This is a genomic window from Erwinia sp. (genome assembly GCF_031978025.1).
GTDB lineage: Bacteria > Pseudomonadota > Gammaproteobacteria > Enterobacterales > Enterobacteriaceae > Erwinia.
In genome coordinates, this window is sequence record NZ_DALZCD010000121.1 from 1 (window position 1) to 12,397 (window position 12,397).

Genomic DNA, 12,397 nt, shown 5'->3' on the forward strand with positions numbered 1-12,397 from the left:
CCATCTGGCCGTCGGCGGTAAAGCCCATCATCAGGGCCGGAATGCCCAGCGGCAGCGTTTTATCGCGGTCGGTGTGCCACGTATGCCAGGTTTTACCATAGGTATTGACGATGCGCGACATCAGCGCTTTTTCCGCCAGCGGCGGTAGGCCAGGCGCGATCAGCGAGCCTGATTTCACCTCGTATTGATGGCTGTGCCAGTACTTTTTCTCTTCCGGCGGGAGCGTTTTAAACAGCCTTTCGCTGATGATATATTCCACGCCCATCAGCTTGGCGTCTCGCGTGTTGCCGTCGTAAATCACCGCCTGCATCACGTCATCGTTAAGAATAGTGACGTAGTGGTGCGCCTCCATCTGGCCATTATGGTCACCGTTATAGAAATGAAAGCCATCCAGATAGGCGTTAATAGCATCAATGGGCGGGCGAGACTGCAACGCCGCCGCGCCGGTATCCAGCAGCTTTTTTTCCGTCGAGGTCGGGGCGCCAGGGCTGGTGACTTGTGAGGGCGAATTGTGCGCGCCGCAGCCGCACAGCAGCAGGGCAAGTAAAGGCAGGGTTCCTTTCATTTTGGCTCCGTAACTGAAAAGTGTCTGAAATTGTTTAATGCTGATACAAAATGTCAGTAAAAGCCTGGCAGGTAACGACCATTTCGCAATATTACCGATGCACCGATCGTGTTTTCATCCTGTTTTTCAGCGTACAGGCACCTTGAAATCGGCTCCTTTCCCAAGCGCTACGCTGACTGATTAGCGTAATTAATTGTTCCGAGCATATCCGTCCTGAATAGCTTTCCATAACGTTTAACGATCTTTGTCTTCGACATAATGTATGCTGCCCGTTACGTTCCCTGTTTATTCAGACAAGCCTGACCACTTTGCTTTAGGACAATACTCAATCCTGCAGTGGCCAATCTTCTACTAAATTAATCGGGAGGACGTTATTTTATTAAGGAGAAAATGTTGACTGACCAGAAGAACGATGCGGCGAAAATCCAGACTACGGAGCTGCTCCAGACCAGTGAGGCCTGGAACGGCACCCCTTACGCCGCGTATCCTGACGGCAAACCCCAGCTTACGGTTATGAAGATGACCATACCCCCGCGGACGTCGCTGCCCTGGCATTCTCATCCCATGCCGAATGTTGCCTACTTGCTGTCCGGCGAATTAATCATTGAAGATAAAGAGAGTGGTAAAACGCATCGGGTTAAGGCTGGCGAAGCGCTAAATGAAGCGACAGGCGATATTCATCGCGGCTATACCACAGACGACGCTGCTGAGCTGGTTATCTTCTATGCCGGAGCAGAAGGGATGGCGCTGTCGGAGCCTTTGCCCGGCGAGCCTGCGGAGTTTTAACCGGCCACAGAGACAATTTCAGGCTTCAGCGTTAATATGACGGTTTCAATGCGCTCGAGGCGCGCCGCTAAAGGTCATTATGCTATGAAAAAAATCGGGTTTCTCTCTTTCGGCCACTGGACGCCTTCTGCGCAGTCGGCCACACGCTCGGCGGCAGATGCGCTATTACAATCCATCGATCTGGCCGTAGCGGCGGAAGAGTTGGGTGCTGACGGTGCCTATTTTCGCGTTCACCATTTTGCCCGCCAGCTTAGTGCACCGTTTCCGTTACTGGCAGCTGTAGCGGCCCGTACCAGTAACATAGAGATTGGCACAGGCGTGATTGATATGCGCTATGAGAACCCGCTTTATATGGCGGAAGACGCTGGTGTAGCCGATCTGATCAGCGGCGGTCGTTTACAGCTGGGCATCAGTCGTGGCTCGCCGGAACAGGTGATTGAAGGCTGGCGCCACTTCGGCTACAGCCCACAGGAAGGCGAAAGCGATGCTGATATGGGACGTCGCCATACCGAGGCTTTGCTGGAGGTGCTGCAGGGAGAAGGATTTGCGAAGCCTAACCCGCAGCCAATGTTCCCCAATCCGCCCGGCCTGCTGCGGCCAGAGCCGTTTTCGCCAGGCTTGCGCGAGCGCATCTGGTGGGGGTCAGGATCGGATGCCACGGCCGTTTGGGCGGCAAAACTGGGGATGAACCTGCAAAGCTCCACCTTGAAAGATGATGAAACCGGTGAACCTTTTCATATTCAGCAGGCAAAACAGATTCGTGCCTATCGCGATGCCTGGCGGGAAGCGGGGCATCAGCGTGAGCCGCGCGTTTCGGTCAGCCGCAGTATTTTTGCGCTGGTCAGCGAGCAGGACCGAGCCTGGTTTGGCAGCAGCGGGCAGGGTGGCGATCAAATTGGCTATCTCGACGAAAAAACGCGCGCCATTTTTGGGCGTAGCTATGCAGCCGAGCCGGAGAGATTAATTGCGCAGCTGGCAAAAGATGAAGCGATTGCCGAAGCGGATACGCTGCTGTTAACCATTCCCAACCAGCTAGGCGTAGATTATTGCACGCACATGCTGGAAGCGATCCTTAAATATGTTGCTCCGGAGCTGGGCTGGCGATAACTGTTGAGTTGTCCCGCTACATTTTCAGGCAGTGCAGCCTGACGCTGGACAAAACTCAGCTCTGGAAAAGCAAAAAACAGTTAGCCAAAAGCAAAGAGGCGGGCCTGTGTTCAACAAGAACGGCCCGCCTTTTTATAAGCGTTAAAACGTATTCCTGTCTCTTTTATATCTTTATAAGACCGACTGCCCGCAGCGCTGAAAAAGAAATTTTATGCTCTGATGTTCAGACGGAAGAACCGTCAGCGCTATCGCCATGCCGTACTGCTAACGCTGTAAAATAGTTACAACATACAAATAATGAGAATAATAGCCGTGTCATCAACCTCCTGAGAACTAACGGTCTGACAGAAAGAAATGCTCAGTACGGATAGAGAAAGTGATCCAGACAGGAGAAAGGGCAGGGGGGCAAAATTATTTTTTAGGGAAAGGGGGGACAGGCATCAGCATAAACCTGTCTGTCTGCATACTTCACTCTTCAAACAGTGCTATTTTATCCGACATCCATAAACCTCTTTGAGAGGCATGAAGATAAAGCCCTTCAAAAAAATTTAATCTGCAAAAAACGTTAATAAGAGGTGAAATTCTTTCTGCTTCGGAATTTTACTTCCTATACCCGTGCTTCTATAGAAGGAATAAATCTGTGAGTAGGAAGTAAATATTTACAGGAAATCTCATTTTTTATATTAATCGAGTGAAGGGTGTATTGTTTCAACCCCGCCGCACTATATATAAAAGACTTTGCTCCTTATCCAGTGTGACGGTTTTCTGAATGAGCACGTAGCTCTCTTTCTAAAAATAATAAATGGGATTTGCTGCATGCTTCGATATTTCATTCATTGATAAGGAGCATGCTTATATTAATGGCCTTATTTTTGGGTGTCGTTTTCCAGTTGTAAAACCACGTTGGTTTACATCTGCGCAGCCATAGGACGTCCTTTGCTTGCGCACCTTTTATCCTGTTTACCACTTCAGGCCTGGCTGATCGGTGCCCACACAGCAACAGCTTAAGCGTTCTTATGGTCGCTATTTTTATCTGCCTGATTTTTAGCATGGAATAATGCGCATTTTTCATCCTCAAAAGGCCGCTCTGGTATTTTTATCAATAAAATTAGCCTGTTTCACCGCAACGGCAGCCTTTCTAAGGCCGATTTATACTTTTTTATACACAGGTAATCCCCATTTTCTGTGGATAACAATGGCAGATGTTGGTCTCGAGTGGTCAAAAAAAAGGCCAGTTGATAAGTGTGCGCTTTTCTCCTATAAGTACATGATTTTATATAATAATAGGGCATAAAAGACGTCTGCGAGTGACAAAAATGCCTTAACAGCGGGCGATATGGATAAACCAGCTATCAGCGTTTCTTAACGTGTTGGGCATACGCCCAGGCGGGTAAGGAGTCAGGAAGTATCCGGGGGGAGTGTGTTATACAGCAGGGTGGGCGTTATTTTTTATGGATTATTTAAGGATTAATAAGATGAATACGGTTTTTACCCGTGGTATCTCTTCTTGATTGGGGTAATGCTTATTTAAAATAATAGCTTTACTCCTTTACTCCTTTACTCCTTTACTCCTTTACTCCTTTACTCCTTTACTCCTTTAGTCCTGAACTGATATTTTATTTTTTTAAAAATAAGAGGAGGGGATTCAGTTCTTTATAAATGTAAATCCATGACCGGCCAGGTATCTGCTGATGTCAAATTTTCTCTTAAAAACAGAGTGTTCAAAAGAGGCCGAACACAGCCAATAGCCTAATAAAAGCCTGATAATTTATTTTACTGGTATGAATACTTTCTTTCGGCACTGCTGGCATCAGGAGCATTATCGATATGGCTGACAAAGCGTCATTATACTTTCTTCCGGCATAGACATCGCTGGAATGTTTTGGCTAAACGTCTTTCTGGCAAGCTAAGGTGTAAATTAATAATTATGCCATACTGCGCCATCCGGCCGCTCTTATTAGGAAAAAAGGGGTAACAGCAAAGAATTTACTGTTCATCTCACGGCATGAAACTTTGACTGCAGAACGCAAAACCTCCTTTCCATCTTTTGTATCTGGCAAAGCAGAACACGTAATCGTTATCGTCGCAAGAAAAGCCTTGCCGACTTGTGATCCCCGCATAAAGGGAATATCGATAGCAATGGCGTATAAAGGAGAAGACACGACAAGGGTCTTTAACGGCTTAAAGCGGGGAGGGTTTTCACGAAAGGCTATCTTCTCTGTTTCCGAAGGTTATCATTGGGTAGTTAAGCGAGCAAAGCCTGATTCGAATCAAACTATGAAACCGCCATCCCTGGACTTTATCACACACCCTAAATCTTGCGGATTGAGACCACTTGCTTTAAGGAGGCGAATACCCCAGAAGATATCTGTTTAAATACCCGTTCATCATTACAGACAGCTTTCGAAAAGCTAGCTTGCCCGTCTACCCGGCCTCTGCCTACGCGATATTGCTCTACTTTATTTCTTTTGACGTGTTTTAGCGCAATGTTTAAGTGAAATGATGAATATCAGAAATTATTTCATAAGGAAACTGTTAGACTGGAATAACAACAGAAACCCCAGGGGATTGTTATGAAAAACTATCCGATTTTCGACAGTAAAAAAAGGCGTGCTTTCGCCATAATGCAGGCGAAAGGTATGTGGCATAGTACTTATGCTCCGCCGTGCCATCGTCTTTTATGGAACCTTGGCTTCAAGGTTGCGCCGCCACCTCTTTCACCTTTCTGTACTAACTTTTTCAGCTTCATGGCTGTTTATACGCCATTTTGGGGGGTAGTGATGTGGGTTGTGTTCTGGAAAGCCCAGTACATCGACTTGTTTTCGGTTGTCGCCACCGTCCTGACTGGCGGCCTGATTTTTAGTCTTTGCATGTCTGTTTTCCAACTATGGCGAAAAAGGGCCAACCACCTGCCTGAGTGGGAACGCATATGATGCTATGGATAAGACAGCACAGCTTTAAGCCTTTCAGTCAATCCCCCGACTGAAAGGCGGCAAAACCGTCAATTTTCACCTGCTTTTTTTTACGAATTTGGCCCAGCTTAAAGCATCCCTTTTTCTTCCTGCGAACCGCCAAATTAAGGGACTAAACGTTTTTCCTGTCCAACGAGACAATAAGCCAGCCCGGACAGACGGAATTTTAGCCTGATGCCCCCAAAGACAACGCTACCCCAACGTACACACCTCCAAAAGTTTCTTTTTTAACCAGTAATGAGCTGGTTGCGCTACGTGAATTCTGAGGAATAAGCAGGGGTGATATGCAGCAGAATTCACGTAGCGCAATCTTCATCTCAGCTTTCCAGAGCGCGCAAAAGAGTCAGATCCCGATCTATTGGATCCTTTTTAATCGATCTTAGCGCTTTATAGATTTATATAAGTCCCATTATATAAAGTTAATGATCCGGATCGTCATAACGATGGTTTGAGCGAAGGAAAGGTGGGCGAATATTGAGATGAGCATTCGGAAGCCGTATAACGCCATGTTTGGGGTGGCGTCCACCCCCCCAAACATGGCGTGCCGCTTTTTGTCCGTTCACGAAGCATGGCGCGTTCAAATTCAGCAAAGGAGCCAACCATCTGCATCATCCTTCCTGCCGGGGTGGATGTGTCAATATTTTCGGTAATGCTGCGGAATTCAGCCTCCGTGTTTTCAATCTTCTCCAGTAAATCCTTGAGCGAGCGGGAAAGACGGTCCAGGGGCAGCCGTGACGGTTCATCTCTGCCAATGTTAGCCTCTTCGGCTTATTGATTGTGGTTGAAGAACCGTCTTGTTGGCCTGTTTTAGGTTTATTTATTGCGGTTGAAGCACCGCTTTTCTACGCTTATTTTCCCGCAAAAAAGCTCGCACCAGCGCCAACCATAACAGGCCGCAGGTCAGATTTACCACACTGAATCCCTGGCTACCGATATTGAAATAAGCGGTCTTAGCGACTTCAATGCCCAGAGCGAAAACCAGGATAGTGACCATGCCGACCATCGCAGCCACGCTGCCTTTTCCGGCGCGGCTGGAAAACAGCGTCATACGGTAAAGCCCTGCATTGATCAGCCCGGTACCGAAACCGTAAACGCTTAGTCCGACAGTTAGCCACAGGTAGCTGTGAGCATTTAAGGTTGTGGCGACCGTCGCTATCATTAACCCGCTAATAACAGGCCAGGCACCCAGCCGTAGCGGCTGCTCGATTGACACCCGGCTGGCAAGGCGGCCCAGCACCAAATTACCGACGATCATAGCCATAAAGACCGGCAGCTGTAGCAGGGCATAATCCATGCGGCTAAGCCCGCAGTCGTGGATCAGGATCACGGGTGACAATGCGACCCATGCAAGACAGGGGATCGTCACCAACCCGATTGCCAGCGAACCGCTCATGACCTGACGATCTTTCAATAGTGCCAGGTAGCCTTTACCAATAGATTTCAGCGACAGGGATTTGTTTTTATCGCCAGCCGTTTCAGGCATAGTCTGCCACAGCCCAACCAGGGCGATCGCGGCAAGCCCGCCAAAAAGCCAAAACATAGTGCGCCAGTCGCCTATCGAGAGGAAAGCCGCGCCGGCCAAAGGCCCGGCCAACGGTGCCAGAAGAGCAACATTGGCCATCAACGCCATGATCTTCACGCTGAGCGATTCGTTAAATGCTTCCTGTACCGCGGCGTAACCTACCGATCCAATTAAGCACAGGCTTACGCCCTGTAAAAAACGCAATAAAACAAATTGTTCAATACTTTGTACCCAGTGCGTCGCCACGCAGGTGAGCGCAAAAAATGCCACCCCCGTAAGCAATACCGGACGCCGCCCGATCCTGTCAGAAAGGGGGCCGAGCAACCATTGCAGCATTAGCCCGCCGATAAGGTAGGCCGTCAGTGAGGTAGAAACCCACTCCGGCCCGACTGACAATTCCCGGGTGACCAGCAGCATACCGGGCTGGATCATGTCGTGGGCAATATAAGTTGCGAACTCAAATAACACCAGCGAGAGCGGGAAAATCAGGTGTCGTCGGGTTAACTGCGATAGAGGTTCATAAAAGGCCATCTGTATACTGTCCTGGAATAATAAGTAAAAACGCGGGCACCAAAGGTGCTCGCGTTGATCAAGCTTGTTGCAATATAAAAGAGAGGCTCGTTAACGCCAGCGTGCCAGCGGATTGACCAGGGTTCCGGCAAACTTCAGGTTTTCAGCCGGATCCGACAGATTGATCATCTGCTGATTGTTTGCCAGCTGCAGCCGATTCAGGCATGAGCGCGTAAACTCTGGCGCGAACATATCGTAGCGCGAGAATTTATCCGCTAAATGAGGGTGTGCCTGCTGATATTCTTTGACGCAGTGAGCCACCGTTTGCCAGAAGTCATCTTCCGACAGGGTGCGTGAATCATGCAGGATCGCACTGATAAAGCGGAAGATGCAGTCAAAGACATCCGTAAAGATCGACAGCAGCTTAAGGTTTTCCGGTACATCTACGGCCAGCCGCTGGACCTTCTCCGGAAGCAGGGCATCGGGATTCATTACGGCAATTTCTTCGCCAATATCTTTCATAAAGGCGCTCACTGGAATATTGTCCTCAAGCAGCATAATCAGGTTTTCGCCGTGAGGCATAAAGACCAGGTCGTGCTGATAAAAACAGTGCAAAAGCGGGCTGAGGTAGCAGGTAAGGTAGCGTGCGACCCACTCTTTCGCTGGTAAACCAGAGTCCGCTATCAGTGCCGGCAGTAAGGCCTGTTGCTGATGATCTACGTGCAGGAAGGACGCCATGGTCATCAAGCGCTGCCCCGGCTTCAGGCTGGCGGCAGGGTTATCTCTCCACAGTGCGGCAAACATCTTTTTATAAGCGGAATCCCCCTTAATAGCCTGCTCGTAATAGCGGTTGTGATAGCCTACCGCGGCCACCTCGCGCAGGATGCGGAAATCGCAGCGTTTCAGCCACGCGTCCCCGGCAACCAGTTTTTCCAGCCATTCATTAATCGCCGGCGTGGTGGACATATAATAAGGAGACAAGCCGCGCATAAAGCCCATATTAAGGACGGACAGGGCGGTTTTAACATAGCGTTTTCCAGGCTGGCTGCGATTAAAGAACGTGCGGATAGACTGCTGGGCCTGATAACGGTCGTCGCCACTGCCCAGATAAACGATATCGTTATTAGCAATATCCGCCGCAAAAACGGTCAGTAATTTATTCTGCCATTGCCACGGATGAACGGGCATAAAAATATAATCGTCGGCAGCCAAACCTTTTTTAACCAGTTGCTCAGTAAAGTGTGCAACGGTTGTTTCCCCCAGCTCCTCACGCATCAGCTGCTCGTAGCTCAGGTCGCTCAGGCTGGAAAAATGCGCGTTGCGCTGGTGAACGGCCACCCAAATAAGGCTGACTGGCGTAGCCGCTTCCGGCGCATAAGCCAGATAGTCCCGGGCATCAAAGCCGATGCGGCCATTGTTGGCCACAAAGCAGGGATGCCCTTCGGTCATGGCGGCTTCTACGGTCTGGAAGTCCGCGTGAACCAGCGCGTGGCTGTCTGACTGCGCCTTTTGAAGTTTGAAAACGCTGCTACACAGCGTGCTGCTGATCTCTTCCATATACGTTGCCAACAGCGCCTGGGGAATACCAATCTGCTCGTTAAATTCCACGATGAACTGCAATGCATCCAGCGGCAGCGGGCGGCCGTTCTCTTGTTTATTCAAGGAGTTAATTTCTATATCCCAGTGATCCAGCGCCAGACGCTTCGCCCTGAACTGATAGGTTACTTCTCCGCCCGGGACGTACAACGCGTAATGGTTCTCGCCCGTTTCGACAGGGGCTACAATTTTTTCATGCGCAAATTCGGCAATAGCTTTACGGATCAGTAAACGGTTAGCCTGTTTCCAGTTATCGCCCGCCAGGTGAGCACCATTAAGCAGCGATGAGGGGGTAGTTGTCATAGTCAGTGATTCCTGCAGTAGTGCCTGTTGATAGTCTTCCCGCTGGCAAAATGCCAGCCAGGCCGTTTTGTGGCCCATGTCAATGGTCTGCTGATAACGAAAGCCCGCGCGCTTGTTTAGCGCATGGATTTTGTCGTTACGTACGTCCGGTTCGACCACTACGCGCTTGACTTCCGGTCGACTGAACAGGTAATCCATCACCAGCGAGAATACCTGCCAGCTAAAATCTTTGATGGGCTCGCTGGCAGGGGCGATCAAAATATGCATGCCGTAATCGTCTGCTGCGGCAGGATAAAACTTTCCTGCTTCATCGTCGCAGGCGCGATAGCACTCGATCAGAAACACTGGGCGGTCATTACAGCAGCCGATCAATGCGGCATGAGGATCAGAGGCTGTCAGCTGCTGGTAAAATGCCGCGACCTGTTCAGGGGTATATTTCTCCATTCCCCAAAAGCGCGCATAGTCACGGACAACCCAGCTGTGGATCAATGAGGCATCTTCGGCCTGCATGGGCCTGAGGCTGAACGAGCCAGCCGGACGGGCGGCGCTAAAAATTGCGGATGCCATGTTATCGCTCCGTTTGTGCAGGAAAGGTCTGAAAGGCGATTTGCCGTTCAATCGGATAGACTTCTCGTCCGGTCAGTTCACGCAGCAAAACCGAGTTGCGGTAGCAGGCCATACCCAGATCGGGCGTCACGAAACCGTGGGTATGCAGCTCCGCATTCTGCACAAATATCTGATTGTGGTAATCGATGCTGTAATTGCGCTGAACATCGTAGCGGCCTTTTTCATCCCAGCGCAGACGCCGGGTCACCCCTTCAAGAAACGCTGGCGGGCGATACTGATAGCCGGTTGCTACGACCAACCCTTCGGTACGCCGCGTAAAGGTGCAATCCTGCTCCAGCTGATGCAGCGATAACTCAAATTCCCCCTGCGGCAGCCAACGCATATCGGTCAGCGCTGAATGGGTAAAAAGGTTAACGTCCAGTTCGCCATCAAGCTGTTTAACGTACAGCAGATCGTAAATGTCATTAATCAGGCTACTGTTGATGCCTTTATAAAGATTTTTATGGCGGGCATTCAGTTCGTCACGTTTGCCTGGCGGCAGGTCGTGGAAATAGTCCACCCATTCAGGCGAGGTCATCTCCAGCGTCAGTTTGGTATATTCCAACGGATAGAAACGCGGCGCACGGGTGATCCAGTTGAGCTGATAGCCAAAGCGATCGATATCAGTGAGCAGATCGTAGTAAATCTCTGCGGCGCTCTGTCCGCTGCCTAACACGGTAATCGACCGTTTTTCCTGCAGCGCTGCTTTGTTTACCAGATATTCGCTGGAATGCGTAAGACGCTGGCGGTGCGGGAGACTGCATTCAGGGAGCCAGGCCGTGGGGCCTGTTCCCAGAATCAGATGACGCGCAAACCATTCATGCTGCGTGCCGCTGCGGGTATCGGTGGCGCGAATGCGGTAAGCAGCCAGCTCATCATCGTAACTGACATACTCAACGTGCGTATTCCAGCGGAGATTGCTGAGCTGAGAACAGGCCCACTGACAGTATTGGTTATATTCTTTGCGCATCAGGAAGAAGTCTTCACGGATGTAGAATGAATATATTTTACCTTTCTGCTTCATGTAGTTAAGCAGGCTGTATGGACTGGTCGGATCGGCCAGCGTAACCAGATCGGCCATGAAAGGCGTTTGCAGATGCGCGCTTTCCAGCATCATGCCGGTGTGCCAGTCAAACCCCGGATTCTTATCAAGGAAGAAGCCGTTCAGTCCTTCAACCGGCTCGCTAAGACAGGCCAGCCCCAGGTTAAAAGGACCAATACCAATGCCAATAAAATCGTAGACAGTCTTGTTCATCTTAACACTCTCACTGGTTTGCCGGGGTCAACAGAGAAGCCCGCATCTGCTCCCGGCCGTAATACGCAATCAGGCTGATAACATCTTCAATGTCGGCGGGGGTGGTTCCGGGATTAAGCAGGGTAAATTTCAGATACTGGCATCCCGCTACTTTGGTCCCCGCCACCACTGCATTTCCGGACCGGAACAGCGCTTTACGGATAGCAATATTTATCTCATCAATTTGCGCATTGCTCATCGTTGCATTGGGGACATAACGAAAGACCTGTGTGGTCAACTCGGGAGCGTGCAGCACTTCAATAGCCGGATGCTGTTTCAGCAGTTGATGCGCGGTTTGCGTCAGGCTGATAATGCTGTCGAAAGCCTGGCCCAACAGGCGGGGGCCCATAATACGCAGGGTCAGCCACATCTTCAGAGCATCGAAACGGCGCGTGGTTTGAATGCTTTTATTGACCAGGTTCGGTGTCCCTTCCTGCTGAGCGCTTAACGGATTGAGATAATCAGCATGGTGGGTAACATGCTTCAGGTTTTTTCGATTGCGCACGAAGAAAGCGCCGCAGCTGACGCTCTGAAAGAAGGATTTGTGGTAATCCACGGTCACTGAATCGGCGTGTTCAATACCTGCCAGGCGTTGGTGATGCTTTTCAGAAACCAGCAGGCCGCAGCCGTAGGCAGCATCAACGTGCATCCACAAACCGTGGTGCTGACAGAGTTCCGCTATTTGCTGAAGCGGATCGATGCTGCCAAAATCTGTTGTCCCACTGGTAGCAACGACGGCAATCGGAATGAGGCCCTCCTCGTGACAGCGTAGAATCTCCTGCTCCAACCGCTCCGCATCCATACGGTAATGCGCATCGTAATCCACCGGGATCACCGCGTCATAGCCTAACCCAAGAATGGCCATCGACTTTTGAATACTGAAGTGGCTGAGCTTTGATGTAAAGACGCGCCATTTCGAGGCGTTTTCAGGCAGGCCACGATGCTTGATGAGATGGCCGGGATGATGCGCTTCACACCAGCAGTCGCGCGCCAAAAGCATGGCCATCAGGTTGGACTGTGTGCCGCCGCTGGTAAAAATTCCATCCGATTCAGCAGGCAGGCCAATACGGCTCAGGGTCCAGTCAATCACCTTTTGTTCAATCAACGTACCGCCAGCGCTTTGATCCCAGGTATCA

General features: G+C 50.2%; 9 protein-coding genes. 3 read left to right on the forward strand and 6 right to left on the reverse strand.

Features of this window, described 5'->3' with window-relative positions; all coding sequences use genetic code 11:
* Positions 1-565, reverse strand: a 565-nt coding sequence (locus RTK32_RS11455; protein ID WP_312044026.1) for an OBAP family protein, incomplete at its 3' end; no start/stop codon positions are given.
* 390 nt (positions 566-955) lie between these two features.
* On the opposite strand from RTK32_RS11455, the gene RTK32_RS11460 reads away from it, so the two are divergent.
* The 3 genes from RTK32_RS11460 (at position 956) to RTK32_RS11470 (ending at position 5,391) form a co-directional block, all read left to right on the forward strand.
* Positions 956-1,351: a cupin domain-containing protein gene (locus tag RTK32_RS11460; RefSeq protein WP_312044028.1), complete on the forward strand. Its 396-nt coding sequence runs from the start codon at positions 956-958 to the stop codon at positions 1,349-1,351.
* A gap of 84 nt (positions 1,352-1,435) precedes the next feature.
* The gene (locus RTK32_RS11465) at positions 1,436-2,458 is read left to right on the forward strand and encodes an LLM class flavin-dependent oxidoreductase (RefSeq protein WP_312044030.1); all 1,023 of its coding nucleotides are present in this window, start codon (positions 1,436-1,438) and stop codon (positions 2,456-2,458) included.
* Positions 2,459-5,031: 2,573 nt separating this feature from the next.
* A complete protein-coding gene (locus tag RTK32_RS11470; RefSeq protein WP_312044032.1) occupies positions 5,032-5,391 on the forward strand; it encodes a DUF6404 family protein in 360 nt (119 codons plus the stop codon).
* Positions 5,392-5,865: 474 nt separating this feature from the next.
* Here RTK32_RS11470 and RTK32_RS11475 read toward each other — a convergent pair whose 3' ends face one another.
* The 5 genes from RTK32_RS11475 to RTK32_RS11495 all read right to left on the reverse strand — a co-directional run.
* Positions 5,866-6,183, reverse strand: a complete 318-nt coding sequence (locus RTK32_RS11475; RefSeq protein ID WP_312044042.1) for a recombinase family protein — start codon at positions 6,181-6,183, stop codon at positions 5,866-5,868.
* A 64-nt stretch (positions 6,184-6,247) separates the two neighbouring features.
* Positions 6,248-7,483 (reverse strand): MFS transporter, encoded by a 1,236-nt coding sequence (locus RTK32_RS11480; protein WP_312044034.1) that lies wholly within the window; start codon positions 7,481-7,483, stop codon positions 6,248-6,250.
* Between the two features lie 90 nt (positions 7,484-7,573).
* Positions 7,574-9,928: a GNAT family N-acetyltransferase gene (locus tag RTK32_RS11485; RefSeq protein WP_312044036.1), complete on the reverse strand. Its 2,355-nt coding sequence runs from the start codon at positions 9,926-9,928 to the stop codon at positions 7,574-7,576.
* A gap of 1 nt (position 9,929) precedes the next feature.
* Complete coding sequence (locus RTK32_RS11490) at positions 9,930-11,222, reverse strand: lysine N(6)-hydroxylase/L-ornithine N(5)-oxygenase family protein (protein ID WP_312044038.1); 1,293 nt, start codon at positions 11,220-11,222, stop codon at positions 9,930-9,932.
* A 10-nt stretch (positions 11,223-11,232) separates the two neighbouring features.
* Positions 11,233-12,397 (reverse strand): aspartate aminotransferase family protein (locus RTK32_RS11495; RefSeq protein ID WP_312044040.1); only part of this gene is annotated, 1,165 nt, incomplete at its 5' end.